Below are 26,781 nucleotides of genomic sequence, written 5' to 3' on the forward strand. Positions count from 1 at the left end.
GCCACAGGGGCCTTCAACATTCAGAAATCAGGTTTTCGGCAACCACGGTTGCATCTGCTCGAGCAAACCACGTCCGCCCCGACGCAATCCTGCCGCCAGGCTCAGCCATGACAGGTCGGTCATGATCACTTCGCAGGCGCGCAGCAAGCGAACTTCCCCAGCCGTGCCGCCGGCAGTCCCGCCATCAGGCATGTAAACCGTCATCCAGTCGCCGACACTCTCTACCACCAGACACAGGCGCCAGCCTTGCTCCTCGGCGATCATGCCGACCTTCGTCTCCTCGGCGTGCTCCATGCCGGCAAACCGCGCCGTGGTGTCCTTGAGCAACTGATAACCCGGCAGATTGCTCAGCACTTTGTCTTCAGTCGCCTCAATCGCCCGGGCTGCCGCCGAAGTTTTGGCCAGAAGTCCTGCCAGAAAACACAGGACGATCAAGCCAGCCAACGTGGCCAACGTCACCACTGTCACGCCCGCCACATCATGACCCTCGAACATCGGCAGCAGCTTTTGCATCGGCCCGCGCAGCAGATGAATGGCTTTCTCGATCAGGATGAAGATCAGCACCAACGGCAGAATAAACAGCAGTCCACCGATCACGGTGGTTTTGATGAACTTGAACATGACAGCTCCTTGATGACGATCAGCAATCAAGGCTAGCTGATAAAAATCCCGGGGCAGGTGCGCGATGAAACTCATGGCACCATGGCGGCCGGATGCGCTTAACAAGGAGCAGGGCACATGACGGTACCGGATCAGCAAGCATGGCAACCGTGGACGCCGGAGGAGTTGGCGCAACGCCTGAGACAGGTCTCACGCCCCTGGAGCGTGGTGGGCGGATGGGCGCTGGATCTGTGGCTGGGCAGACAGACTCGCGATCACGGTGATCTGGAGTTCACCGTCCTGCGTGATGATTTCCTGCTGTTCAGGCAAGCGCTGGCGCCCTTGCAGTTCTACACCGTCAGAGACGGCACGTTTGCGTTGCTGCCGGTAGAGCGGATGCCCGGCGAGGAGATATTTCAGGTCTGGGGTTTCGACGCCGCCGCCAATGCCTGGCGGGTGGACGTGATGCTGGAGTTCGGCACGTCGGACATCTGGGTCTACAAAAGAGACACGTCGCTGGTTTACCCGCGTGCGGCAATGGTCGCCCTGAGCGCCACAGGTATTCCGTATCTGAAACCTGCGGCCATACTGCTGTTCAAGGCCAAACATACCCGGCCCAAGGATCAAATCGACTTCAACCAGGCATTGCCGAATCTGCCTTTCGAAGATCGGCAATGGTTGGCTCGACACCTGGCGCTACTGCACCCGGACCATGAATGGACAAACAGGCTTTAAAACGCCGAATGACATTGTGGCGAGGGAGCTTGCTCCCGCTGGACGCGTAGCGGCCCCCAAAAAGCAGGACCGCTGCGCACTCCAGCGGGACGGTGCGACGATTCGACAAGCTCCCTCGCCACAAGGTGATGAAATGTTTACTCGTTGATTCGCGGATGCTGCTGAACCAGGTTTTTGCGTTTGGCTTCCAGCTCAGCAATTTCAGCGTCGATGTCTTCGATCTTCTGCTCAATGTTGTCGTGATGCTCTTGCAGCAGTTCCTTAGCTTCCTCCAGGTCGGAAGCCGCCGGCGCCGCGCCACGCAATGGTTTGTTCGCGGTTTCTTTCATGGTCACGCCAGTGATCAGCCCGACCACGGCAATCACCATCAGGTAATACGCCGGCATGTACAGGTCGTTGGTGCTTTCCACCAGCCACGCCACCACGGTCGGGGTCAGACCGGCGATCAGCACCGAAATGTTGAAGGACGCCGCCAGTGCGCTGTAACGAATGTGGGTGGGGAACATCGCCGGCAGCGTCGAAGCCATCACGCCGATGAAGAAGTTCAGCAACACCGCGAGCATCAGCAACCCGGAGAAGATCAGGCCGATCTTGCCGCTGTTGATCAACATGAACGCCGGAATCGCCAGAATGAACAGGCCAATACTGCCGACGACGATGAAAGGTTTGCGGCCGATCTTGTCGCTGATAAAACCAATCGCCGGCTGCACGAACAACATGCCGACCATTATCGCGATGATGATCAGCACACCACGGTTTTCGCTGTAGTGCAGGTTGTGCGAGAGGTAGCTCGGCATGTAGGTGAGCAGCATGTAATAGGTGACGTTGGTCACCGCCACCACGCCGACGCAAGTCATCAGGCTGCGCCAGTGTTTGGTCGCGACTTCCTTGAACGAGACTTTCGGGCCGCCGGCCAGACCTTCGCGGTCGCCCTGTTCAAGTTTTTCCACGTGCTGCTGGAATGCCGGGGTTTCTTCGAGGGCGTGACGCAGATACAGGCCGATCATGCCGAGGGGCAGGGCGAGGAAGAACGGCAGACGCCAGCCCCATTCGAGAAACTTCTCTTCACCGATGATGGTGGAAATCAGCACCACCACGCCGGCGCCCAATACGAAACCGGCAATCGAGCCGAAGTCGAGCCAACTGCCGAGGAAACCACGCTTACGGTCCGGCGCGTACTCGGCAACGAAGATCGAGGCGCCGGTGTACTCGCCACCGACCGAGAAACCCTGGGCCATTTTCGCCAGCAACAACAGGATTGGCGCCCAAATGCCGATCGAGTCATACGACGGAATCAGGCCGATGGCAAAGGTGCTCAGCGACATGATCACGATGGTCGCCGCGAGAACTTTCTGTCGTCCGTACTTGTCGCCCAATGCACCAAAGAACAGGCCACCCAATGGCCGAATCAGGAAGGGCACCGAGAAGGTCGCCAGTGCAGCGATCATTTGCACGCCAGGGTCTGCGCCGGGGAAGAAGATTTTGCCGAGCGCATAGGCGACGAAGCCGTACACACCAAAGTCGAACCATTCCATGGCATTGCCGAGGGCCGCAGCCGTGATGGCTTTGCGCATCTTGACGTCGTCGACGATGGTGATGTCTTTCAGGCCGATCGGTTTGACGCTGTTTTTACGTGATTTCATCCGGGTTTTCTCTGTTGCTGATCCATTTGCCGCTTCGATGCCATCTATTTGATGGCGCGTGCTCTTTGGGTCAGATACATGCGGACACGAAATAATTCACCGCTAACTGCTTTTTTTCCCCGTGTAGGAGCTGCCGAAGGCTGCGATCTGTTGATCTTGCCTGGCGAAAACGACAAAACCCGCGATCCCGATTGAAAGGGATCGCGGGTTTCTTCTGCCTGATGGAATTGCGTTGCTTACTCGCCAGTCTTCGCGAGCAGGCTCGCTCCCACATTGGGACGCGATCAACTGTGGGAGTGAGCCTGCTCGCGAAGGGGCCAGATGGTTACTGAATAACTGAGCAAGTGTTCACAGTCCCGGCCTCAGTCCGGCAACTCCAGATTATTCAGCACCCGATTCACCGCCAGTTCCCCGAGCATGATCAATTGCGAAATGCCCTGCAGCGTTCGGCGCTGCGAGGCGGGTAGGAGGTTGGCGAAGTCATTGGTGATGGTTCTTGCTGAAGCGAGTGTTTCGCAGGCATCGACCAGCATCTCCTCGTTTTTGAAGTCGGCGGTGACGGCGTACATTCTGCGGATTCTACGTGGGGGTGGCGTTGAGCCGGGTGGGCAGAGGTAGTGATCGAGGGCGCGGTCGGCGGCTTCGTTGAGCTTCTTCGATTCGAGGGATTCGTAGGGCGAGGTTGGGTCGGTTTCGGGCGGATTAGGTGTTGGTTTGATCATGGCAAAAGCCTCTAGAGTAATGAAGCTGCCACCGTTCGCTGCTAACGAAGGAGGTGGCGGCTGTACGCGGGTTAGCAGACCAGGACTCTAGAACCCGGCGCACCGAAGTGCCCCACGCAAAGCCGCCATAACGACAACGGACCTTGTGCGTCTAGAAGATAACCCGAGCTGCTAAACCCGATCACTGAAATCTCAGCGACCGCACCACAATAGAACCCGCCCCCAAGGCGCACAAGCCGGCGGATTCTGGCGTAGCTGTAGGCAATTACGCAAGGTTGTGTAGCCTTGAACCCGTGTCTGAAGGTGTCTTTTAAACGTGTCTGTTTAGATCAAAAGATCGCAGCCCTCCGCAGCTCCTACACCGGTCTATGTAGGCGCTGCCGAAGGCTGCGATCTTTTGATCGTGCCTGGTGAAAACGACAAAACCCGCCATTCCGATTGAGCAGGATGGCGGGTTTCTTCTGCCTGAAGGAATTGCGTTGCTTGCTCGCGAAGGGGCCAGATGGTTACTGAATAACTGAGCAAGTGTTCACAGTCCCGGCCTCAGTCCGGCAACTCCAGATTATTCAGCACCCGATTCACCGCCAGTTCCCCGAGCATGATCAGTTGCGAAATGCCCTGCAGCGTTCGGCGTTGCGACGCGGGTAGGAGGTTGGCGAAGTCATTGGTGATGGTTCTTGCCGAAGCGAGTGTTTCGCACGCATCGACCAGCATCTCCTCGTTTTTGAAGTCTGCGGTAACCGCATACATCCTGCGGATTTTACGAGGAGGTGGCGTGGACCCGGGCGGGCAGAGGTAATGATCGAGGGCGCGGTCGGCGGCTTCGTTGAGCTTCTTCGACTCGAGAGATTCGTAGGGCGAGGTGAGGTCGGTTTCGGGCGGGTTCGGTGTTGGTTTGATCATGGTGAAACTCCTTGAGAAAAACGGAGCCGTCGACCATCGCTGCTAAACGAAGAGGTGGCGGCTGTACGCGGGTTAGCAGACCAGGCTCAAGGATCCCGGCGCACCGAAGTGCCCCACGCAAAGCCGCCATAACGTAGTGGCGGAACTCGCGTGCCTTGAGAATTGCCGAGCTGCTAAACCCGATCACTGAATCTCAGCGACCGCACCACAATAGAACCCGCCACCAAGGCGCACAAGCCGGCGGATTCTGGCGTAGCTGTAGGCAATTACGCAAGGTTGTGTAGCCTTGAACCCGTGTCAGAAGGTGTCTTTTAAACGCGTCTGTTTAGATCAAAAGATCGCAGCCTTCGGCAGCTACACCGGTCTATGTAGGCGCTGCCGAAGGCTGCGATCTTTTGATCTTGCCTGTCGAAAACGACAAAACCCGCCATCCCGATTGAACGGGATGGCGGGTTTTGTCTGCCGGAAGAGATGTATTGCCAGTGAGTCAGCCATCGCGGGCAAGCCCGCTCCCACAGGTTTGTTTGGCTGAGGCTTGTGTCCGACACAGAACGAAAGGGAGGCGGCAGCTATACGCGAGTCGCAGACCGGGACTCTAGAACCGGCAGACCCAAGGGTCTCCCACGTACAGCCGCCATAAAACGAGGACGGATGTTGTGCGTCTAGAAATCAGCGGGCTGCGAGACCCGATCGCTGATATGTCAGCGACCGCACCACAATAGAACCCACCCCCAAGGCGCACAAGCCGGCGGATTCTGGCGTAGCTGTAGGCAATTACGCAAGGATGCGTAGCCTTGAACCCGTGTCTGAAGGTGTCATTTAAACGTGTCTGTTTAGATCAAAAGATCGCAGCCTTCGGCAGCTCCTACACCGATCTATGTAGGAGCTGCCGAAGGCTGCGATCTTTTGATCTGGCTTTTGAAAAAAACGCCTAATTCGTCAACGAAACAACGATGTCCAACGCATTGATCGGCAGATAAATCAGGGTGATCGCTGTGTAAGCCTTGCGTGATTTCGCCGCGAAGGCACACAGCGGAAGAATGATCATCAACAAGTCCAGCACACCCCATAGCGCAATCGGCGAGGCTTGAAACAGGAACACGTTAACGATCAGCCCGAGAAACAGATACGTCGACAACGAGAGCAGGGCGTAGCGGCCGTCCTGTTCGAAATACACTCGCAAGCCGTTCTGTTCATCTTCGCTTCGACTCGGCAGCAACAGCGCCGAAGAGACGAACAGCGACAGCGCCAACAGCACCAGCAACAAGAACTCCGCGAAGGAAAATGTCGACTTGATCTGCGGCAGCGAATTGACCGCCCACCAGAAATCCAGCTGCGTGGCGAACAGCGTTACGGCCCAGACCAGCGCCACCCAATCCGGCGCCGCTGCCCGGCGGATGCGGAACACCGTCAATGCGCCGAGCAGCAGCCGAGTGACCGACAGCCCCAGAATCATCGAGAGAATTGTCGCTACGATGGGGAAGTTGCTCATCACTGGCCATGTCCCGTGGTGCAGATGCCTGCATTTCACGTTAGACCAGAAAACAGCCGGACTATCGACGGATCGCTACATACGACTGCCCCAGATCAGTGGCCCAGCCATCCAGCACAACTTTGACGTCATCAGCCGTCAGCACCTGTTTGTCGTTTTCCAGCGGCACGCCGATGCCTTTGCGCACCACCTCTGCAACCACTTCGCCGGTCGAACCGTCCTCGAACGATACTTCGGTGGCGATTTCACTGTCCTGATCGCGGATCCCGGCAGCGGTACTGACCCCGGCAGCCACTAACGTGACCGGCAACCATTCATAAAAGCGTAAGCCCTGAGTGCTGGCGGCGACCCGCGTAATGGCGGGCCTGACGATCAGCGTATCCGGGCCGGGCATGGATACCAGTTGCAGGACTTTGCCCAGTTCGTTTCTCAGGGCGGCATCGTAGTACTCGGTGACACCGGAAAGCGTGCTCAGAGGAATGCGTTCGGTCGGTGCTGTGCTGGGGTAAAACTGGCTCGGCGCCAGATAGGCTTTGGTGTAGCGGCCCCTGGCCAATGCCGGGCTGACCCAACTCAGTACGTCGTGACCCGACGGCGATTTGTGCTCCTTCAGAACGCTGTAATCATGCAGAAACCCCGTCTGTTCAGTGTTATTGCTGCTGCACCCGGACAGACTAAGGGACGCGGTGCACAACAACGACATCAGGCAGTGGCTTCTCATCAACGGGCATCCTGTTGCTTGGGCGTGGAGTGGTCCGAGCATTCGATGTGCAACTGGCCGTGGCGCATGATCCATTCGATGAGGTCGGCGGCGGCGATGCTGTGGACGTACTCCACCCAGTGCGCATTGGTCGGACTGAATTGCTCGAAGTAACGACGCAGGACGATACGGCTCTGATCGCTGGACACGCCCAGGCATGATTCCTGGAACACAATCGGCGTGTCGGGGCCGAGCGCGGCGGTACGCTGGCTAAGGATCAACGGACGATTGCTGTGGCGTCCCTCGGTGCAATGGCTGTTGTTCAATACGTTCATCATGCAACCCCCCTGTATTGGAATGGGTGCAGAGTGCCCGAGGGTTTTTGCCGGAGGATGTCCGCTTAATGTCGGTCATGCAGGAATGTTGCTCGATTGAAATAAATGACCCGGACGGCAAAATGGCTTTAGATAGCCTCTTTTTTGGTCCATGGATCCTGTACCTGTGAGCAAACTGCTGATCGTCGACGATGACGTGGAAATCCTCTCGCTGCTGAAGAAGTTTTTCGTCCAGCACGCCTATGAAGTCGATGTGGCCGAGCATGGCGAGGCGATGTGGGCGGCAATCGCGCAGCAGCGCCCGGACACGATCATTCTTGACCTGATGCTGCCCGGTGAAGGCGGGCTGAGCCTGTGCCAGAAAGTGCGGGCGCAGATGGGTATTCCGATCATCATGCTGACGGCCATGGCCGAGTTGAGTGACCGGATTGTCGGTCTGGAACTCGGCGCCGATGACTACCTGACCAAACCGTTCGCACCGCAAGAGTTGCTGGCCCGCGTGCGCGCCTTGCAACGGCGGGCCGGCGAACAGCGGAGCCCGGTTGAACCGTCGCGGCCGGTGATCGGCTTCGCCGGTTGGCATCTGGATATCACCTGCCGCGAGTTGCGCTCGCCGGACAACGTGATGATTCCGCTGTCCGGGGGCGAGTTCGATCTGCTGGTGGTGTTTCTTGATCATCCGCAACGCATTCTCACTCGCGAGCAGTTGATCGATCTCACCCACGGTCAGGGCCACGATGCTTTCGACCGTAGTATTGATGTGCAGGTCAGCCGCCTGCGCCGCAAGATCGAACCGGACTGCAAACGCCCGGATCTGATCCGCACCGTGCGCAACGGCGGGTATATGTTCACCGCCAAGGTCAGCCGCTCATGAAGCGTTCAATCCTGCGCCGCGACACCTTGAGTCGGCGGATTGCCCTGACGATTTTGGCGGCGATGCTGACTTCGCTGGTGCTCAATGCTTTGTTTGTGCAGGTCGCCGGTATTTGGGCCAAGCCCCCGATTGAACGCACGGGCCTGCTCGAACAGATTGCCGCGACCACCAAAGTGATCGAAGCGGCACCCGCCGGTTTGCGCCCGCAACTCGCAGCGGCGGCGACCAGTCCGCTTCTGCAAGTGCAGTGGAGTGCGCAACGCGCCGGGGTGGCGTTGCCCACCGGCGGCGAGCCGGTCAAAGTGGGCAGGGTGCCCGTGCTGCATCAACTGCTGGGCGATAACCGAAATATCCAGGTGTTCAATCCTGATGACTGGCCCAAAAATAATCCCGGCGCACGCTATGCCGCGCTGGTGCAATTGGTCGATGGCAGTTGGTTGTCGTTTTCACCGCCGGAGCGTTCCTGGGGCGTGGATGTCGGTACGCGGATCGCCGTAATCATCGCCCTGGGCTTGATCGCCACGCTGCTGGTCGCCTGGATTGCCACGCGCCAACTGGCCAAACCCCTGCAACGTTTCGCCAACGCCGCCCGACGTTTCGGCAGCGATCTGCGCGCGCCGCCCATCAATATCGAAGGCCCTGAAGAGATCCGCCAGGTGATCATCGCCTTCAACACCATGCAGGCACAGATTCAGCATTTCATTGGCGAGCGCACACACATGCTGGCGTCGATTTCCCACGACTTGCGCGCGCCGCTGACCCGCATGCGTCTGCGCAGCGAGTTCATCGAGGATCTTGAATACCAAGGCAAACAGATCCGCGACATTGAAGAGATGCAGTCGATGATCAACGCCGCGCTGGCGTTCTTTCGTGAAGATACTCAGCCTGAACACACCACAGCGTTCGACCTCTCGGAACTGTTGCACACCATCGTTGATGACTACCGCGATCAACACATCGCCATCGACTTCGACGGCCCGGCGCATCTGGTGTACGAAGGCCGGCCACTGGGCATCAAACGGGTGATCGTCAACCTGCTGGAAAACGCCGAGAAATACGCGCAGCACCCACGTATCGAATTGAGCGCTGGTGAACGCTTGATCCGCATCGACGTCAGCGACGAAGGGCCGGGCATACCGGAAGAGTCGCTGCAACGGGTCTTCGATCCGTTCTTTCGCCTTGAGACTTCACGCAACCGCCACACCGGCGGCGTCGGCCTCGGGCTCTCGGCGGCGCGGGCGATCGTGCGTGAGCAGGGCGGTGAACTGACGCTGAGTAATCGCAGCGCTGGTGGGCTATTGGCGCGGGTCGAGTTGCCGCTGTAATACTTTGAAACATTTGCTGTCGGGACGCGGTCAACAGCTCACATTCCCGATAAGAAGTGTCCATGAAAACCCCACGGCCATCCGCACGCCTTGAACCGCTGTCGCAACTCCGCAATCTGAAAATGGCCCGGTCCGCGCACGCTTATGTACGCGGCAGCACTGTGCAGTTTTATGAGTGGCTGCACAGCCAGCCCGGTCGCAGCCTGCCGAAAGGCCCGCCGGTGTGGATCTGCGGCGACTGTCATGCCGGCAATCTGGGGCCGACCGGGGACCTGAAAGGCAAGATCGACATTCATATCCGCGACCTCGATCAAACCGTCATCGGCAACCCGGTGCATGATCTGGTGCGCCTGGCACTGTCGCTGGCCACTGCCGCCCGGGGCTCGGACCTGCCCGGTGTGGCCACGGCACGAATGCTCGAAGAGATGATGCGCGGCTACGAGCAAGCCTTTGAAGGCGACGTGGATGAAGAGCCGCCACGTCCGCCGCAGGTCAAAGCCGGGATGCGCAGCGCGGTGCAGCGCACCTGGAAACACCTGGCTGAAGAACGCATCGAGAACAGCAAACCGACCATTCCGCTGGGCAAGCAATTCTGGACGCTGTCCCGGCCAGAACGTTCGGCGCTGAAGGCGCTGTGTGCCACACCGGAAATCCACACGCTGGTGACTTCGCTGAAGGGCCGCTCAAAGGACGATCGGGTGAAAATGCTCGACTCGGCGTATTGGGTCAAAGGTTGCAGCTCGCTGGGCTTGCAGCGTTATGCGGTGTTGCTGGGTGTGGGCGAGGAGGACGATCAGGAATATTGCCTGCTCGATGTCAAAGAAGCCGTCGGTGCGGCTGCACCGCGCGCGGCCAAGGTGTCGATGCCCCGGGACAATGGCAAGCGCGTGGTCGAAGGGGCGCGGTTTCTGTCACCGGGGCTGGGCAACCGGATGATCGCGACACGCATGCTCGATCACGGATTCTTTGTCCGCGAATTATTGCCGCAAGACATGAAGCTTGAACTGGACCAGTTGAGTCAACGCGACGCCATGCTTGCTGCGGGATACCTGGCGCGGGTAGTGGGGCGGGCCCATGCGCGGCAGATGGATTTGACTACAAGAGCTTCGTGGATCAGCGAGTTGCAAGCGTGCCGCTCGAAAACCCTCGATGCGCCGTCGTGGCTTTGGACGAGTGTGGTGCAGTTGGTGGGTAATCATGAGCGCGGTTATCTGGAACATTGCCGTCGGTATGCGTTGGCGCATTGATGAAACGTCGACAGCGTGCCATGGAACTGCTGGCGGCGCGTAATGCAAAAAAGTGCCCGGAATGTTGATCCGGGCACTTCGCTGGCCGAGTCGCCCTGTGCATCAAAGGGTTTTCATGTATTCGATCAGCGCATAGCGTTCATCATCATTGAATGAAGACGCGCCATAGTCATGGCCCGCATTGGAGTTGCCCGGTAAAGACGTGTCGAAGGTAAACGGACTGCCGGGACCGTTGGCATCAACAAAACCGACATTCTTCGGATCAAAGATGATCGAACCGGTCTTGAAGCTGGACGGACGCTCGCTGGGCGGGCGAAGCAGGTCAAACAATGTCCGTACCGAGCCATTGTGCAAGTAAGGGGAAGTTGCCCAGATGCCGGTCAGAGGGCGCGCCTTGTAGGCCAGAGTCGGATACTTTTTGATATCGAGGGCAAGCTTGTAGCAGGCGCTGAGCCGGCGGCTCCTTTCTGACTGGAAGGATCGCAGGAAAGCGAAAGTACCTGTGCGTGAAGGCCTTTGGGACACAGGTTCGACGTTAAGGAAGTCCGCCAGCGCCAAACCTAGAATGTCGGGGGTCTGATTCAACAAAACTTCTCTCGCCGTCACACCCAGTTGAGTCACCAAAGCTGACCGATCAGTGATTTCCCCCGAGAGTTTGTTGAGGTGCGCGCCTTTGAGCTTGCCGGGGGCGCTGATGAACTGGACGGCGTTGCACGCCATCCATGGGTCGGTCGCAATTGATTTCGAGGTTTCGGTGTCTGCGGTGATCGTCGCCATCTGGGCGAGGACCTTGGTTTTCAGATCATCACGTGCGAGTGGCAAGTGACAGCTTGAGCAATGGCGGGCGAACAACTCAGCGCCGTGTGGTGTTTTGCTTGTGTCGATCGCACCAAGCTTTTCTGGCCATTTTGGTGGTTTCAGACGCTCCAGCGTGCGCTCAAGTGTATCCAGGTTGCTCACTCGTACGCTGGAGTCGAATCCTTTCAGGAACGTATCCGTACGAAACGCCACATCCCCGAACACCCCCACCACTTCTGAGGCGTTGCGCGCGAGAGCACCTATATCCAGGCCGTGTTTGCTCAATCGCGCGTTAGGCGCAACCCCGTTCCACTGCACTTTGTCGTGTTGAGGAGTGTTCCAGAGAAATGGATAGCTGACCGGCGCATCAGATGGATTGGGTGTCGGGTCAGGTGCGTCATTGAGTTGTGCGACGCGGTTGAGAATGTGCCCGACAGCGTCGACACGGCCTGGCCCATATTCAAGATCTGTGTGATTGAGCGAGGCGCTTTTTGCAAGAAACTGGTTCAGCGTGTTCAATGCATTGGATAACAGTCCACGATTTTGTTCGGTGTCTGCGTCAGCCAGGACTTTGACTGCAAAGCGATCGAATTTCTGGCCGTCGCTGTGGGTCTCGGTCAGTGCCTCGCGAAAGGCCTGGAAAAACTTCTGGTAATCGGCATTGGTTGGGCCTCCCTGAATTTCCCAGGTATGGCCGCCGTAGGAAATATTCGCTGTATGGCAGGCCGCACAGTTCATTCCCACCCAGGGTTCCTGATTGGATTGTCCGCTTTGCCAGCGCAGTCGTGAAAACGTCAACGCCTTGTCGTTGCCTTGGTCGACGACAAAGCCACGGGGCAACCGATAGCTGCGGTAGGCGAACTCCAGAGTTCGCGGCGTATAGCCAAAAGTCTGGACGTTAGCGTCGGAGATAAAGGGCACTTTCGAGCCTTTTATTTCTAAAGCCATCATCCAGCTGAGCGGGATCAAGCGCGAACCTTGGGAGGTGTCCCGCCAGATTGCCAGGTCTTTTGCACTCCAGTTCTGATCCAGCGTGTAGTCGTCTGCCGGAACCAATGTCGAGTTCAGGGAAACGATTACGATGCCTGCCGCTACCAAGGCTGACTTCATTGTCATTTGCTCGTTCCTTCATGGCCGTTGCGTGGGGGATGGCAGGCTACGCCTGCAAATGGAGATGCAAGAAATCGGTGACTCGTTGCAAGGCCAATCGAGTCGGGTGGTTTTGAGTGGGATTTTTTGCCGAGTCGTACTCATACGTCGCTGGATGCGCGATGAAGTGCATAGCCGATGACCATGATCAGTGCGCGCATCACCATCGTCCTCTGTTTGTTGCATCCTGATTTGCAGAGTAGAAGGTTTTTGCATCGATGCTGGCATTTTGTTATGCCCGTCCAGTGCTCCTGGAGCTGACGTGTACTACTGTTTGATAAAACATCTCCCGGAAACCACAGCAAGGATGCGCGAAATTGAATTCATTTCGGACTTTTGCAAAAACAGTCCCATGGCTCGCTGTCGTTTTAATGCAGGTGGGTTGCTCTACTGATCAGCAGATTCACCAGTTGAAAGCTGTTCCAGCGAAACCCGGCTCCGCTACATCGACCAGCGCGAAGGGTTCAACTGTCGACGATCCGAGCGTCTTTTTCGCAAAGGATGGGCATTTTTATACCGCTGGTTACGTCGCTTATCTGGCGGGGTATCACGACCTTGATAAGCTCCAGCGAATTTCGTGTTTCACTCAAACTCCCGATGAGGAGTTATGGAAACTCAACGCTGTGCCTGTCTCCATTTACGGCATTGCACCTGGGCTCTGGACCTATCGACGTCAAGTCGTGAATGGACTTCATTCTTTGCACGGGGGCGACACAGCGGCGGTTGATGAGCGAAGGGCACGCCTGAAAAAAATGATTGAGGAGGCAGTCAAACCAGATTCTGGTGTTCCTGATTGGCAATTGGGTTTCTTGATTCACGCGTTTGGCGATAGTTATGCGCATGTGAAAGGAAAACCACCTGAGGCGTATGGGCCGGGTGTCGGGCATTTGTTTGACTCGCTCTTTGGTGATGATCCCGACGCGATTTTCATCAACCATCACTATGAAAAATACAACGCTTACGTGAACTCACTGTTTGCGGCGCTTTCCAGTGGCCACCCCGACTCAGCGCCAGACGAGGCGGCGCTTCAAACTTTTACCGGGGAAATCGCCAGACAGGCCGCCGAAGGTAATGATCCAGACAAAACAGTGACCATCACTATCAAGGGTGGGTCACCCACCTTCGATTGGGACAAGAACGATAAATTGTGCGAAAGCCTGAACACCCGAATTGCCAATAAAGACATTAATGACTTTCTCGAAAAGCTATCGAATGCGCTTTGACGCTAGTTGCAGGCCCCCAGCCATTTGATCGCGAGCTCTTTATTGGGTTGATCGTCCATCCTCGCCAGTTTGGCAGCGGTCGGGGCGACTTTTTCTTTGCAGTTGGCCTCGGCCAGAGCCTGTGGGTTGAAGTTTCGCGCGACGTGTTGTGCGGCCAGGGCATTGTCGGGTCGCAGTTGTTGTTCTCAGTTACGATTTTTAATTTCGGGTTGCCTTCGTGAAATATTGTGTATAAATTTTCATGAAATTATAAAAAGATAATTTCATGAGGCCGCGAATGTTCCAGCAATCCCAGCGCCATGTCGACAGCTACTACGCCCACAGCTGCGCCGAAATTCTCAGCGATCGTCCCGCATTGGCCGGTGACCACGACACCGACGTGGTGATCATCGGCGCCGGTTTCAGTGGGCTGCACACCGCGTTGCGTCTGGTGTTGGCCGGCAAGCGGGTGACGTTGCTGGAAGCCAGCCGAGTGGCCTGGGCAGCGTCGGGGCGTAATGGCGGGCAGGCGATTCTGGGTTGGTCGTGTGACATGCCGCCGCTGGAAGCCGCGCTCGGTCATGAGCGGGCGAAACGATTGTGGGAGGGCATGCGCTGGGCGGCTCGCGAACTGCGTGAACTGCCGGGGCGGCATGCTTTCGACTGCGACTATCGTCCGGGGCATTTATGGACGTCGGTGATGCCGCGCCGAGTCAGTCTGCTGACCGAATGGCAACACGAAGCCAGCCAGAAATGGGGCCACGATGCGTTGCAGTTCATTCCACGCGAAGAGCTGCCGCAATGGGTGGCCAGCGAGCGCTATCAGGCAGGGCTTTATGACCCGGAAGGTGCGCACCTCAATCCACTGAAACTGGCACTGGGTCTGGCGGCCGCCATCGAGCGAGCTGGCGGGCGCATTTTTGAGCAGAGCAAAGCGCTGAGTTATCAGAAGGAGGGCGCAGGTTTTCGCGTCCACACCGAGCGCGGTTCGATCAAGGCTGACGTGCTGGTGCTCGCCTGCAATGCCTATCTCGATGAACTCGATCCACAACTCTCCAGCTGCATCTTGCCGGTGGGCACCTACCAGGTCGCAACCGCGCCGCTCACCTCGGAACAAGCCAGCGCACTGTTGCCAAGCAATGTCTGTGTGACCGACAACCAGTTCGTCCTCGACTACTTCCGCCGCACCCCGGATCACCGCTTGCTGTTTGGCGGTGGCTGCACCTATCTGGGCGGCATGCCCAAGGACATCGCGGCGGCAACCCGGCCGTTTCTCGAACGGGTGTTCCCGCAGCTCAAAGGCGTTGAGGTGGAATTTGCCTGGGGCGGCCACATCGATCTGACGATGAACCGCACGCCAGATGTTGGCGGTGAGGGCAATCGCTTTTGGCTGCAGGGTTACTCGGGGCACGGTGTGCTGCCGACACTGGCCGCCGCCCGTGCGGTTTCTGATGCGATCCTCGGCAACACGGATGAATTGGCGTTGTATCAAGCCCTGAGTAATGGCAGTTTTCCCGGCGGTAAATACCTCGCCGCGCCGCTCGAAGCCATCGGCAAAGCCTGGTATCGACTGCGAGACAGCATTTGATGAGCCATTTTTCGGAATCCCGGCCATGAACAAGCAAGAAGAAATCGCCGCGCTGGCGATCCTGATCCACGACCTGCGCAAGCATAAGAAATGCACCTTGAAGGAACTGGCCGACAAGATCGGCCGTTCGGTGGGTTTTCTCTCGCAGGTCGAGCGCGGTCTGTCGCGGCCCACCGTGGCCGACCTGACAGCGATCAGTGAAACCTTCGGCGTGCCGACCACTTATTTCTATAGTTTGCCCAAAGCCAAGGAATTGCCGTGGGTCACCCGCCCGGACGAACGCCGCACGTTGTATTACGCCAACGGCATCACCGACATCCTGGTGTCACCGCAGATGCGCGCCTCCTTTTCCATGCTTGAAAGTCATCTGGAAGCGGGCGCCAGCAGCGGCGACCGGCACATCAGCGACAGCTCGGAGCAGGGCGGTTACGTGCTCGAAGGCGAGCTGACCTTATGGCTGGGCGATGACGAAGAACCCGCCACATTGCGCGCCGGCGACAGCTTTCAATTCGACAGTCATACCCGTTGCCGCTACGGCAACCTCACCGACCAGCTCACCCGCGTGCTGTGGGTCTACACCTGATAACAATCAAAGGATGAACACGATGGACGCTGTCTGCGCTGACCTGCTGGCCGAAGTGCGTGCTTTTCGCCAACGCTACCCCGAGGTGCGTTATGTCGACCTGATTTCTCTGGACATTCCCGGGCACTTCTACGGCAAACGCTATCCGGTGGACATGCTCGAAAAAGTCGCCGCCGGCAGTGCCCTCAAACTGCCGCAAAACTGCGTGTTGCTGGGTGTGCAGGGCGGCTTGTTCAAGATCGGCGATTACTGCTTCAACGATGGCGACCCGGACGCCGTGCGCCGTCTGGTGCCCGGCACTCTGAAACCGGTGACATGGGAAGCACAGCCGCTGGGACAAATGCTGATCACCTCCGACGGCACAGCAAACCCCATCGAATTCGAGCCCCGCGAAGTCCTCGCACAGGTGCTCAATCGACTGGCGCGCAAAGGCATTCACCCGGTCGTGGCCTTCGAGCTGGAGTTCTACCTGTTCGACAAAAAACTGCGCGACGGTTTGCCTCAATTCCCCCGCGACGACCTGACCGACGACGCCGATGACCAACCCAACATGCACATCGAACGTCTGTCACGCTTCGCGCCGGTGCTTGATGAAATGGTCGAGGCCACGCGCACTCAAGGCATCGACGCCACCGTGATCACCGCAGAACTCGGCCCCGGCCAATTCGAAATCAACTTCGGCCATCTCGACGACGGATTGCGTGCAGCCGACTGGGCCGCTTTGTTCTGCCGCAGCACCCGAGGCGTCGCGCTGAAACACGGTTATCGCGCCAGTTTCATGGCCAAGCCGTACTTGCAGCATCCGGGCAGTGGCATGCATGTGCACGTCAGTCTTTACGATGCGCAGGGCAACAATTTGCTGGCGGCCAATCAGCAACAGCCGCTGCGTCATGCGGTCGCTGGGTGTCTGCAACTGCTGCCGCACAGCATGCCGATCTTCGCGCCGAACCAGAACGCGATGCGACGTTTGGGTGGCACGGTGAATACGGCGACCAAGGCGAGTTGGGGGTTTGAAGATCGTGATGCGTGTTTGCGCATTCCCGAATCGGACGAAAAGAACCTGCGCATTGAGTACCGACTGGCCGGGGCGGATGCCAATCCGTATCTGGTATTGGCGGCGATTCTGGTGGGATTGGAGCATGGACTGGCGTCAGGCAAAGAACCGATCGCACCGCTCAATGAAGATCGCCACAGCGGCATTGGTTTCCCGACGGAGATGTTCGAAGCGGTGAGGGCGATGCAGCATCAGCCGCAGTTGCGCGAGGGCCTGGGTGCGGAGTTTGTCGACGTGTATTGTGAGAACAAACGTCAGGATCATCTGGCGTTCATGCAGGAGATCAGTGCGCGGGAGTATCGCTGGTATTTGTAAGCCTGGCATTCAGGGTACGGCGGCTGCGCTCGCGTGAGTCAGCCGCACGGCCGCTCAAACGTGCAGCGTTATTTTATTTGCGCGGCTTCCTTACCGGCATTTCTATCCATGTAGAAGGAGCCGGCAGCGCCAGTACACATCAGCCCTAGTGCTACGGGCATGAGGGGTTTCGGAAGGTACCGTTTGGTCACCGGATTGAGGCCGAAAGCTGTTATGGCTGAGCCCAATAGCGACATGCTACTGCACGACAGCGCTGCGAGTGAGTCCGCAGTGGCTTCTGGTGTTTTGGCTGCACTGTATTTTTGCCAGTCACCATGGACTGATTTCATGTTTGAGGCGACGTCGAGCGGTGGCAAATATTTGGTGAGGAGGGGAGTGGTAAATGACGCAAATCGTTTAAATTCACGCAAGTCAGCTATCTTGCCTTTCATGTTTCCCAATTCGTGCGCCAACGTACTTTCGATTGTTTGCACGGGAAATTCAGGCAGTGGGTGAAAGGACTTGTAGGGCATGTTACGGAAGAGATTCTGGAACCCTTCGGCGGTGGTTTTTGGGTTGGACGTACCCGCAAGCGCTGACTCATACGCTGTATTCATTACCTTATAGAAATCGGGCGACTCCAATATCTTCGTATATTCTCTCTTGCCTATCGGCGTTAAGTACGGTTCTGCGAACAAAACGCCCCTCATTATCTTCATCCAGCCTGAATTATCGGCAATGTGTTGTTTCATCACATGCGTTGAGCCAGTGAGCAGTCTGTTCTTGACCGAGTCGTCCAGCAAGATTTCAGCCAGCCCGGCGCCGGCGCATACGCTGCTGATCACGTTGCTCAACGCGCCATGCGTAGAAGAAACCACCTCCGAAAAAGCCGATTCATCGAAGTGTCTCGAAGCGCTGACAAATTCCGCCTTAGAACTAAAGTAGTGAGTAATCAGAGGAGTCAGTTTGCTGAAAACCGGATAATTCGTGCCTGCCATTTCAACCATGACGCTACCCGCCAAGTGGAGGCACGTCATGCGTTTTTTGTTGGTGTCTGCTTCATCCAGGCCAACATACTCGCCCATGGGGCGACCGGGACTGCTGACTGGCTCCGGCTCGGGTGTTGATGCAACCTCGGAATCGGAATCGTGCTCTGGCATGGTGTGGGCTCCCTGCACAATCGCTGACAACGCGTCAGCGAGAAGACTCGCCCTTAACAACGGGCATCCTTGTCTGATCGGAGCTTAAGCAATAGTTCATGAACAGCGATTACGCAATGAAAGGGCTGGAAGAGGACGGAGAATATGCTCATCAATGCCTGCTTCAGATAATTCCGCCTTCATTTCTCCAGAGCAATGCCTGATGACCTCGCGTTTCAACTCATTGGCACAGCGAACACCGCACTGGCACGCGCCACTGTTCGCTCACCGACATGCAGACTGACGGCGGCAAAGGCCAGTTGACGGCCCTTTTTGGAGTATTCAAGACGCACTTCCAGCCACTCATTGATTTGTACCGGGCCAAGATAATCCAGGGTCATGCTCGCCGTGATCAATGACTGTGGAGGGTCGCTGGCAAACGCCATGGCGTAACCCATACCCACATCAGCCAACGTCGCCAGTACACCGCCATGCAAAGTGCCGCGACCATTGGCGTGTCGTGAGTCAGTCAACAATCCCAACTCCAACTGCAACCCTTTGCCTCTGGCGTAGATCGGGCCAAGCAAATCAAGCAACGGGCTGCTGCGGGTAAAAGGGCTGAAACCCTCGGGAATGGCTGTGGCGTTCATGGTCCCTCCTTGTGCCGGCGTCTGACCGGCGTTATTGACCTGAATACGTCGATTCAACAAGGTGGGTTTATGGGGCATTGCGCAATGGGGCAAGGACTATACGAATGTGGAATTTGCAGCGATAACCTTGTGCTCTGAACTGCTGTCGATCTTTGTGTCTGTCACTGTTGGCTCTCTACAGGCCCGGCGCATCTTGCGCTGCAAGTGCTGCCGGGACTGTCTCACTCGAAAGATCAGGCCAGGACTCAGGATCCGGCTGAGAGATTCTTGCCCTGCGTACACGGATTAAAAATCTCGTTAATACTCTCGCTGGTTCCTACATAGGTCTTGGTACCTGGTACCGCCACAGCCGAGTAATTCTTGCGATCAGTGACCCGAATAAAATTTCCTTCCCCACCCGTGAAGCTCTCAGTGCCTGGTGGCACTAACACGCTCAGGAACTGGGCTTTCTTGTCGAGGGCCAAGGCACCTCCCACGGTAATTGGCGCCAGCATGGCGGCCCATCGTTCACCGAACAGGTAGAAGGTATCGGCTGTGGCCCTGCCACTTTGCAGCTGGGCACACTGCACATCGCTGGCGTTGATGACTTGAGCTTGCTGATAGATGCCACCCTTATAGAGGGCCAGCACTAGCTTGCTCTTGGTCAGCACACCCAGGCCTTGCTTGGGTGTGCACACTTGCAAATCACCATAGGGAAACCAGCACCAGTTGGTTTCGGTGATAGTGACGATTTCATCTGCGCTGAGCTTCAGATCGCGTTCAATATTGGCGCGGGCTTCCGGGGTCTGGTAAGGGATGGCGCATGCGCTCAATAGAGCGGCGAGGGTAAGGGCGAGTAGCGGGGTTCTCATCAAGCGTCCTTTGCTGCTGGAAGGTACATGTAAAGGGTGATCGAAAAATTTTCGCCGCTGATGACGGCTGAGCAGATCATTCACCGGTCTACGCATCGGGAAATTTATACAGATCGCGCCGAGTTTAAAGAGCTGTTGGCGAATCGGCTAAAACTCGTCGTTTGAATTTCTCGACAGCTCGCTATCGGCCGAAAGCGGTTTAACTTTCAGAACCAGAGCTCATTTAGAAACGCGCTTTGTCCCTGTGCCCCTTCAAGCAGCCGTTTCACAGACGGAAAAACTAATCCTCGCTTAATACTCATGCGTTTATATCCCGCGCATCCAACGCCTCGCGTACGGCACTCGCGAGTCTGTTCTCATCGATTGTTCGCGCCAGATCTGACGGCTACACTCCAACCCCATGAAACGCTATCTGCGGTTTTGCCTCATTTTCGTGATCAGTCTGGCGCTTCCCCTCAGTGGGATGGCGGGGGTGCAGGCACCGACAGAACCGTGCCCGATGAAGACGATGGGCATGGCGATGATGGATGACATGGGCATGGATTGTTGCAATGACATGAAAAGCCCGACCGAGCATGGCAAACCTTGCAAGCCAGGCCAGGAGTGCAAGACGGGAGGCATGCTGCAAGTGTCGATCGTCAAGCCGCCCGTAACCTTGTTCAGCCCCGTTGTGCTGGCCTTTGCCAGCGATTCCGTTGCTGTGCCGACCCTGTCCGGGGTCTGGCGACCGCCTCGCATCTGATTCCTGTCCGTTATTGAACCTCATCCTGTTTTAACGGGATGGCATGGCTGTGCGCATCTCTTTTGACGCGCGCAGCGGATCATCACAGGAATCGCAAACATGAACTCCAAGTGCTTTTGCACAGGCTGGTCCCTTGTGGCCGGCCTGGCGGCAAGCGTACTGGCCTTGCCGAGCTTCGCTGCCGCGCTGACACTCGACGAAGCCTTGCGGCTGGCCGAAAACACCGCGCCGTCGCTGGCGGCACAGGATGCAAAGATTCAGGCGGCCAGCAGTGCGGCTATTCCAGCGGGTGAATTGCCCGACCCGAAGTTGCTCGCAGGTCTGCAGAACTATCCCATCGGCGGCCCGGATCGCTGGAGCGTCAACGACGACTTCATGACCATGCAAATGGTCGGCGTCAGGCAAGACATGCTCAATGGTGACAAACGCAAGGCGCGGATCGAGGTGGCCAACGCCGCTGTTGATCGCGCCGCTGCGGAGCGTCAGGTCGAACGGCTGAACGTTCGTCAGGCCACCGCGTTGGCCTGGATCAGCAGCTATTCGGTGCAACGCAAAGACGCGCTGTTCCAGGACTTCTACAAGGAGAACCGCCTGCTCAGCGACACCGTCCGCGCCCAGATTGCCGGCGGACGCGCACAACCGGCCGATGCCGTGACACCGAAGCAGGAAGCGGCGCAACTGGCCGAGCAGCAGGACGACCTGATTCGTCAGCGGGCGCAAGCGCGTGCGGCGCTGAAACGCTGGATTGGTCCCGCCGCCAACGAAACACCAGTGGGTAGCCTGCCGCAATGGCCGGTCGATACCTCAGGCCTGCCGCATAAGCTGCAACACCATCCCGAGCTGGCCGCATATGGGCCGATGACCCGCGAGGCGCAAGCCAGGGTTCGCGAAGCGCAGGCGGAAAAGAAATCCGACTGGAGTTGGGAGGTTGATTATCAGCACCGCGACCGGCAGTTCGGCGACATGGTCAGCGTGCAACTTTCCTGGGATCTACCGCTGTTTGCGCAGACCCGGCAAAACCCGAAAATTGCCGCCAGAGAAGCGCAAGTCAACCAACTCGAGTCCGAGCGCGAAGCGTTGTCACGCGAGCACACCCAGCAACTGGAAAGCGAGCTGGCCGACTATGAACGGCTTGATCGTGCGGTCCAGCGCAACGCGCAAAGTCTGCTGCCGCTGGCCAAAGAAAAAGTCGACCTCAGCATGGCCAGTTACCGTGCCGGTAAAAGCGATTTGAATACCGTTGTCGCGGCCCGGCGTGAACTCATCGAGGCGCGCCTCAAACAGGTCGACGTCGAGGAGCAGCGAGCGCTGACCGGCGCGCGACTCTATTTTGCGTACGGGGAGGCTAGCCAATGAACCTTAAATGGAGCGGGGCGTTGCTGGCAGGCGTTTCAATGGTCGTGGGACTTGCCGGCGGCTACTGGCTTGCACCTCAGCGCATCAGCGAGATGCCGGGCGCTGCGCCTGAGCAAAACGCCAAGACATCGGACGAGCGCAAGGCGCTGTATTGGTATGACCCGATGTACCCACAGCAAAAATTCGATAAACCGGGGAAATCGCCGTTCATGGACATGCAACTGGTCGCGCAATACGCCAGTGGCAGCAACGATCAAGCGACGGTCAGCATCGATCCCGGCGTGGCTCAGAATCTCGGTCTGCGATCGGCAATGGTCACCCGAGGGGTGTTTGAGTCCAGCCTCGACGTGACCGGTATCCTCGCCTTCAACGAGCGTGATGTCGCGGTCATTCAGGCCCGCACTCCGGGCTTTGTCGAACGGGTTTACGCGCATGCCCCCGGTGATGTGCTCAAAGCCAACGCGGCGTTGGCAGATATTCTGGTGCCAGAGTGGGCGGCGGCGCAGACCGAATTTCTCGCTCTCAAAGGCAACGGTGATCGCGACTTGCTCGCGGCTGCCCGCCAGCGTTTGCGCCTCACCGGAATGCCTCCGGCATTGATTGCGCAGGTCGAGCGCAGCGGTAAGGTCCAGCCTTATCTGACGCTGACCAGCCCGATTGGTGGCGTGCTGCAAGAGCTCAACCTGCGGATCGGCATGACCGTTGCGGCGGGCGAGACGCTGGCGCGTGTTAATGGTCTGAGCAGTGTCTGGCTGGCGGTGGCGGTGCCTGAATCGGCGGCCGGCGCCATCGCCGTGGGGCAAACGGTCGAGGCGCAGTTCCCGGCCTTCCCGGGGACCAAGGTCAACGGCACCGTCAGCACGATTCTGGCGGACACCAACCCCGACAGCCGCACCCTGCGCGTGCGGGTCGAACTGCTCAATCCCGACGGACGCCTCAGGCCCGGTCTGACGGCGCAAGTACGCTTGAACCGTGCAACCGGCCAGAGTGTGTTGTCGGTGCCGAGCGAGGCGGTGATTCGCACAGGCAAGCGCGCCTTGGTGATGCTTGCCGAAGACGCGGGCCGCTATCGCCCGGTGGAGGTGCAAACGGGGCAGGAGAGCGATGGCAAGACCGCCATCGTCAGCGGTCTGGAGGAAGGCCAGAAAGTCATCACGTCGGGGCAGTTCCTGCTCGACTCGGAAGCCAGTCTCAAAGGCATCGTCGCCGGTCCAAATGATCAGCAGTCGGGAGATCGGCCATGATTGCTGCCGTCATTCGCTGGTCTGTCGCCAACCGTTTTCTGGTGCTGCTGGCGACGCTGTTTGTCACGGCCTGGGGGATCTGGTCGGTACAGAACACGCCCATCGATGCGTTGCCGGACCTCTCGGACGTGCAGGTCATCATCCGCACGCCGTATGCGGGACAAGCTCCGCAAATCGTCGAGAACCAGGTGACCTACCCGTTGGCCACCACCATGCTCTCGGTGCCGGGAGCGAAAACGGTGCGCGGTTACTCATTCTTCGGTGACAGCTTTGTCTATGTGCTGTTCGAGGACGGGACCGACCTGTATTGGGCTCGTTCGCGGGTATTGGAGTACCTGAGCCAGATCCAGAGCCGCTTGCCGGCGAGCGCCAAACCGGCATTGGGTCCGGATGCGACGGGGGTAGGCTGGATTTATCAGTACGCACTGGTCGATCGCACCGGCGGCCACGACTTGGCACAGCTGCGCGCATTGCAGGACTGGTTCCTCAAGTTCGAACTGAAGACGCTGCCGAATGTGGCGGAAGTGGCGACGGTCGGCGGCATGGTCAAGCAGTATCAGGTGCAGCTTGATCCGGCGAAACTGGCCAATCTTGGTGTCACTCAGACGCAAGTGACCGAGGCCATCGGCAAAGCCAATCAGGAAACCGGCGGTGCCGTGTTGGAGATGGCCGAGACCGAGTTCATCGTGCGGGCGTCCGGCTACCTGAAATCGCTCGATGATTTCCGGGCTATCCCGCTCAAGCTCGGCGCGGGTGGCGTCCCCGTGACGCTAGGCGATGTCGCGACGATTCAGTTGGGCCCGGAAATGCGCCGTGGTATCAGCGAACTCGACGGCGAAGGCGAGGCCGTCGGTGGCGTGGTGATCCTGCGCAGCGGCAAAAATGCCCGGGAAACCATTGCCGCGGTGAAAAGCAAACTCGATGAACTGAAAAGCAGCCTGCCGCCCGGCGTGGAAATCGTCACCACCTACGACCGCAGCAAGCTGATCGACCGCGCGGTGGAGAACCTCAGCCACAAGCTGCTCGAAGAGTTCATCGTCGTCGCGTTGGTGTGCGGGATCTTTCTGTGGCACTTGCGCTCATCGTTGGTGGCAATCATTTCCCTGCCAGTCGGGGTGTTGATGGCCTTCATCGTCATGCGTTATCAGGGCCTCAACGCCAACATCATGTCCCTGGGCGGGATCGCCATTGCCATCGGCGCGATGGTCGATGCCGCCATGGTGATGATCGAGAACGCCCACAAAAAAATCGAAGCGTGGCATGCGGCCCACCCCGGCGAGGAACTGAAGGGTGAGCGCCATTGGCAGGTGATGACCGAAGCCGCGGCCGAAGTCGGCCCTGCGCTGTTCTTTTGTCTGTTGATCATCACGCTGTCGTTCATCCCGGTGTTCACGCTAGAGGCGCAGGAGGGCAGGTTGTTCGGGCCGTTGGCGTTTACCAAAACCTACGCCATGGCCGCGGCGGCGGGGCTGTCGGTGACGCTGGTGCCGGTGCTGATGGGTTACTGGATTCGCGGGCACATTCCCGGTGAACAACAGAACCCGTTGAACCGCTGGCTGATCCGGATCTATCAACCGGCGCTGGACGCGGTGTTGCGGCGCCCCAAGTTCACCCTGGTGGTGGCGCTGTTGGTGTTCGTCAGTGCGCTATGGCCCCTCTCGCGTTTGGGTGGCGAGTTTCTCCCGCCACTGGACGAGGGCGATCTGCTCTACATGCCGTCAGCCTTGCCCGGGTTGTCGGTGCACAAGGCCGCGCAACTGCTGCAACAGACCGATCGACTGATCAAGACCGTGCCTGAAGTGGCGCACGTCTTTGGCAAGGCCGGTCGAGCCGAAACCGCGACAGACCCGGCGCCGCTGGAGATGTTCGAAACCACCATTTCGTTCAAGCCCCATGAACAATGGCGCCCCGGAATGACCCAGGAAAAACTGGTGGAAGAACTCGACCGCGTGGTGCGCGTGCCGGGCCTGACCAACATCTGGATTCCGCCGATTCGTAACCGCATCGATATGTTGGCGACCGGCATCAAAAGTCCCATCGGTGTAAAGGTCGCCGGTAGCAATCTGACGGAAATCGATGCGGTCACCCAAGCGGTCGAGCGCGTCGCGAAAAACGTCCCCGGCGTCAGCTCCGCACTGGCCGAACGCTTGACCGGCGGGCGCTACATCGACGTCGATATCGACCGCAAGGCAGCGGCCCGGTACGGCATGAACATCGCGGATGTGCAGTCCATTGTCGCCGGCGCCATCGGTGGTGAAAACGTTGGGGAAACCATTGAAGGACTCGCCCGATTCCCGATCAACGTGCGTTATCCACGGGAGTGGCGCGACTCGCCGGGGGCTCTGCAACAGCTGCCGATCTACACCACGTCAGGCAACCAGATCACCCTCGGCACGGTGGCCAACATCAACATCACCGACGGTCCGCCGATGCTCAAAAGCGAAAACGCGCGGCCCTCGGGCTGGGTGTACATCGACGTGCGCGGGCGGGACATCGCCTCGGTGGTCGCCGACCTGCGCCGGGTGGTCAACGAGCAGGTCAAATTGCAGCCCGGCATGAGCCTGAGCTACTCCGGCCAGTTCGAGTTTCTCGAAAGGGCCAATGCACGACTGAAACTGGTGGTGCCGGCGACGCTGCTGATCATCTTCGTCCTGCTTTACCTGACGTTCAGCCGGTTTGATGAAGCCCTGTTGATCATGGCCACGCTGCCATTCGCACTGACGGGAGGCGCATGGTTCCTATACCTGCTGGGGTTCAATCTGTCGGTCGCCACCGGCGTCGGCTTCATCGCCCTGGCCGGCGTTTCCGCCGAGTTCGGCGTGATCATGCTGCTCTACCTGAAAAACGCCTGGGCCGAACGCATAGCCCTCGGCGACAACTCCGAGCGCGCATTGGTCGCAGCTATTCGCGAAGGCGCCGTGCAGCGCGTACGCCCCAAAGCCATGACCGTGGCCGTCATCATCGCCGGCCTGCTGCCCATCCTGTTGGGCAGCGGCACGGGCAGCGAAGTGATGAGCCGCATTGCCGCGCCGATGGTCGGCGGGATGGTCACGGCGCCGTTGCTTTCGTTGTTCGTTATTCCGGCGGCGTATCGGTTGATGCGTCGGCGCAAGCTTCTTGTTGAATCCGTTACTGCTGAAGGAAAAATTGTATGAAGCCGAGTTGGATTGTCGTTGCCGGGGTGGTTAGCGTGTTGTCGTTTGCTGCGTGGGCGGAAGAGATGCAGGGAATGAAAATGGAGGGAATGGCGCCGCAATTGAAGCCGGCGCCAGTTGCAAATGCTGAGGGCACGATCAAGGCGATCGATCCTGCCGGGCATACGGTGACGCTTGCCCATGGCGCGGTCCCGGCATTGCAATGGCCGCCGATGACTATGGGGTTTTCCGTGACCGAGGAGCAGTTGGCCGGGTTGGCGGTTGGCGATCGGGTGTGGTTTTCTTTCCGGATGGAGGAGGGGAAGGCGACGATTGTTTCTATGAAGAAGTAAGGGCAGGGCTGTGAGTTCCGGCACGGGTGACTGTGCCGGTTTTGGCTGTTGTTGAGTTAGGATTTAGC

24 protein-coding genes are annotated in these 26,781 nt (G+C 58.3%); 13 read left to right on the plus strand and 11 right to left on the minus strand.

Features of this window, described 5'->3' with window-relative positions; genetic code table 11:
• Positions 1-27: 27 nt before the first annotated feature.
• Positions 28-621 (minus strand): hypothetical protein, encoded by a 594-nt coding sequence (locus tag ACIOWE_RS00715; protein ID WP_401386044.1) that lies wholly within the window; start codon positions 619-621, stop codon positions 28-30.
• 117 nt (positions 622-738) lie between these two features.
• Between ACIOWE_RS00715 and ACIOWE_RS00720 the strand changes: the two genes are divergently transcribed.
• A complete protein-coding gene (locus ACIOWE_RS00720) occupies positions 739-1,335 on the plus strand; it encodes a nucleotidyltransferase domain-containing protein (RefSeq protein WP_401386047.1) in 597 nt (198 codons plus the stop codon).
• Between the two features lie 137 nt (positions 1,336-1,472).
• Here ACIOWE_RS00720 and proP read toward each other — a convergent pair whose 3' ends face one another.
• The 6 genes from proP to ACIOWE_RS00750 form a co-directional block, all read right to left on the minus strand.
• Positions 1,473-2,978, minus strand: coding sequence for a glycine betaine/L-proline transporter ProP (proP, locus tag ACIOWE_RS00725; RefSeq protein WP_401386050.1), 1,506 nt, complete (start codon positions 2,976-2,978; stop codon positions 1,473-1,475).
• A gap of 362 nt (positions 2,979-3,340) precedes the next feature.
• The gene (locus ACIOWE_RS00730; RefSeq protein ID WP_201238118.1) at positions 3,341-3,700 is read right to left on the minus strand and encodes a DUF6124 family protein; all 360 of its coding nucleotides are present in this window, start codon (positions 3,698-3,700) and stop codon (positions 3,341-3,343) included.
• Between the two features lie 543 nt (positions 3,701-4,243).
• Complete coding sequence (locus ACIOWE_RS00735) at positions 4,244-4,603, minus strand: DUF6124 family protein (RefSeq protein ID WP_401386054.1); 360 nt, start codon at positions 4,601-4,603, stop codon at positions 4,244-4,246.
• Positions 4,604-5,534: 931 nt separating this feature from the next.
• Positions 5,535-6,095 carry a hypothetical protein gene (locus ACIOWE_RS00740; protein ID WP_401386057.1) on the minus strand — a complete coding sequence of 187 codons (561 nt, stop codon included), beginning with the start codon at positions 6,093-6,095 and terminating at the stop codon, positions 5,535-5,537.
• A 61-nt stretch (positions 6,096-6,156) separates the two neighbouring features.
• Positions 6,157-6,816, minus strand: a complete 660-nt coding sequence (locus ACIOWE_RS00745) for a DUF3313 domain-containing protein (protein WP_401386059.1) — start codon at positions 6,814-6,816, stop codon at positions 6,157-6,159.
• Entirely contained in the window at positions 6,816-7,130 is a 315-nt protein-coding gene (locus tag ACIOWE_RS00750; protein WP_401386468.1) for a hypothetical protein, read from the minus strand. Before ACIOWE_RS00750 ends, ACIOWE_RS00745 begins: the two co-directional genes overlap by 1 nt.
• A gap of 151 nt (positions 7,131-7,281) precedes the next feature.
• On the opposite strand from ACIOWE_RS00750, the gene ACIOWE_RS00755 reads away from it, so the two are divergent.
• The 3 genes from ACIOWE_RS00755 to ACIOWE_RS00765 all read left to right on the plus strand — a co-directional run bounded on the left by ACIOWE_RS00755 (position 7,282) and on the right by ACIOWE_RS00765 (position 10,576).
• Positions 7,282-8,004, plus strand: a complete 723-nt coding sequence (locus ACIOWE_RS00755) for a response regulator (protein ID WP_401386062.1) — start codon at positions 7,282-7,284, stop codon at positions 8,002-8,004.
• A complete protein-coding gene (locus ACIOWE_RS00760; RefSeq protein ID WP_401386065.1) occupies positions 8,001-9,329 on the plus strand; it encodes an ATP-binding protein in 1,329 nt (442 codons plus the stop codon). The genes ACIOWE_RS00755 and ACIOWE_RS00760 overlap by 4 nt, the downstream gene beginning before the upstream one ends.
• A 62-nt stretch (positions 9,330-9,391) precedes the next feature.
• Positions 9,392-10,576 carry a DUF2252 family protein gene (locus ACIOWE_RS00765; protein WP_401386068.1) on the plus strand — a complete coding sequence of 395 codons (1,185 nt, stop codon included), beginning with the start codon at positions 9,392-9,394 and terminating at the stop codon, positions 10,574-10,576.
• A gap of 102 nt (positions 10,577-10,678) precedes the next feature.
• Here ACIOWE_RS00765 and ACIOWE_RS00770 read toward each other — a convergent pair whose 3' ends face one another.
• Entirely contained in the window at positions 10,679-12,490 is a 1,812-nt protein-coding gene (locus ACIOWE_RS00770) for a di-heme-cytochrome C peroxidase (protein ID WP_401386071.1), read from the minus strand.
• Between the two features lie 350 nt (positions 12,491-12,840).
• On the opposite strand from ACIOWE_RS00770, the gene ACIOWE_RS00775 reads away from it, so the two are divergent.
• The 4 genes from ACIOWE_RS00775 to ACIOWE_RS00790 all read left to right on the plus strand — a co-directional run bounded on the left by ACIOWE_RS00775 (position 12,841) and on the right by ACIOWE_RS00790 (position 17,265).
• A complete protein-coding gene (locus ACIOWE_RS00775; RefSeq protein ID WP_401386074.1) occupies positions 12,841-13,746 on the plus strand; it encodes a hypothetical protein in 906 nt (301 codons plus the stop codon).
• 277 nt (positions 13,747-14,023) lie between these two features.
• A complete protein-coding gene (locus ACIOWE_RS00780) occupies positions 14,024-15,313 on the plus strand; it encodes an NAD(P)/FAD-dependent oxidoreductase (protein WP_401386077.1) in 1,290 nt (429 codons plus the stop codon).
• 25 nt (positions 15,314-15,338) lie between these two features.
• Entirely contained in the window at positions 15,339-15,896 is a 558-nt protein-coding gene (locus ACIOWE_RS00785) for a helix-turn-helix domain-containing protein (protein WP_201238126.1), read from the plus strand.
• A gap of 22 nt (positions 15,897-15,918) precedes the next feature.
• Complete coding sequence (locus ACIOWE_RS00790) at positions 15,919-17,265, plus strand: glutamine synthetase family protein (protein WP_401386081.1); 1,347 nt, start codon at positions 15,919-15,921, stop codon at positions 17,263-17,265.
• Positions 17,266-17,333: 68 nt separating this feature from the next.
• On the opposite strand, the gene ACIOWE_RS00795 is transcribed toward ACIOWE_RS00790, so the two are convergent.
• The 3 genes from ACIOWE_RS00795 to ACIOWE_RS00805 form a co-directional block, all read right to left on the minus strand.
• Positions 17,334-18,404, minus strand: coding sequence for a hypothetical protein (locus tag ACIOWE_RS00795; protein WP_401386084.1), 1,071 nt, complete (start codon positions 18,402-18,404; stop codon positions 17,334-17,336).
• A 215-nt stretch (positions 18,405-18,619) separates the two neighbouring features.
• The gene (locus ACIOWE_RS00800; protein WP_401386087.1) at positions 18,620-19,033 is read right to left on the minus strand and encodes a PaaI family thioesterase; all 414 of its coding nucleotides are present in this window, start codon (positions 19,031-19,033) and stop codon (positions 18,620-18,622) included.
• 245 nt (positions 19,034-19,278) lie between these two features.
• Positions 19,279-19,968, minus strand: a complete 690-nt coding sequence (locus ACIOWE_RS00805) for a hypothetical protein (protein ID WP_401386090.1) — start codon at positions 19,966-19,968, stop codon at positions 19,279-19,281.
• Positions 19,969-20,284: 316 nt separating this feature from the next.
• Here ACIOWE_RS00805 and ACIOWE_RS00810 point away from each other — a divergent pair, with 316 nt between their 5' ends.
• The 5 genes from ACIOWE_RS00810 (at position 20,285) to ACIOWE_RS00830 (ending at position 26,713) form a co-directional block, all read left to right on the plus strand.
• Entirely contained in the window at positions 20,285-20,626 is a 342-nt protein-coding gene (locus ACIOWE_RS00810) for a hypothetical protein (RefSeq protein ID WP_401386093.1), read from the plus strand.
• 99 nt (positions 20,627-20,725) lie between these two features.
• Positions 20,726-21,982 carry a TolC family protein gene (locus ACIOWE_RS00815; RefSeq protein ID WP_401386095.1) on the plus strand — a complete coding sequence of 419 codons (1,257 nt, stop codon included), beginning with the start codon at positions 20,726-20,728 and terminating at the stop codon, positions 21,980-21,982.
• Positions 21,979-23,226 carry an efflux RND transporter periplasmic adaptor subunit gene (locus ACIOWE_RS00820; protein WP_401386098.1) on the plus strand — a complete coding sequence of 416 codons (1,248 nt, stop codon included), beginning with the start codon at positions 21,979-21,981 and terminating at the stop codon, positions 23,224-23,226. Before ACIOWE_RS00815 ends, ACIOWE_RS00820 begins: the two co-directional genes overlap by 4 nt.
• A complete protein-coding gene (locus ACIOWE_RS00825) occupies positions 23,223-26,381 on the plus strand; it encodes an efflux RND transporter permease subunit (protein WP_401386100.1) in 3,159 nt (1,052 codons plus the stop codon). The genes ACIOWE_RS00820 and ACIOWE_RS00825 overlap by 4 nt, the downstream gene beginning before the upstream one ends.
• Positions 26,378-26,713: a copper-binding protein gene (locus ACIOWE_RS00830; RefSeq protein WP_401386103.1), complete on the plus strand. Its 336-nt coding sequence runs from the start codon at positions 26,378-26,380 to the stop codon at positions 26,711-26,713. The genes ACIOWE_RS00825 and ACIOWE_RS00830 overlap by 4 nt, the downstream gene beginning before the upstream one ends.
• The last annotated feature ends 68 nt before the right edge of the window (positions 26,714-26,781 follow it).

This window comes from Pseudomonas sp. NPDC087598 (genome assembly GCF_044743525.1).
Classification (GTDB): Bacteria; Pseudomonadota; Gammaproteobacteria; order Pseudomonadales; family Pseudomonadaceae; genus Aquipseudomonas.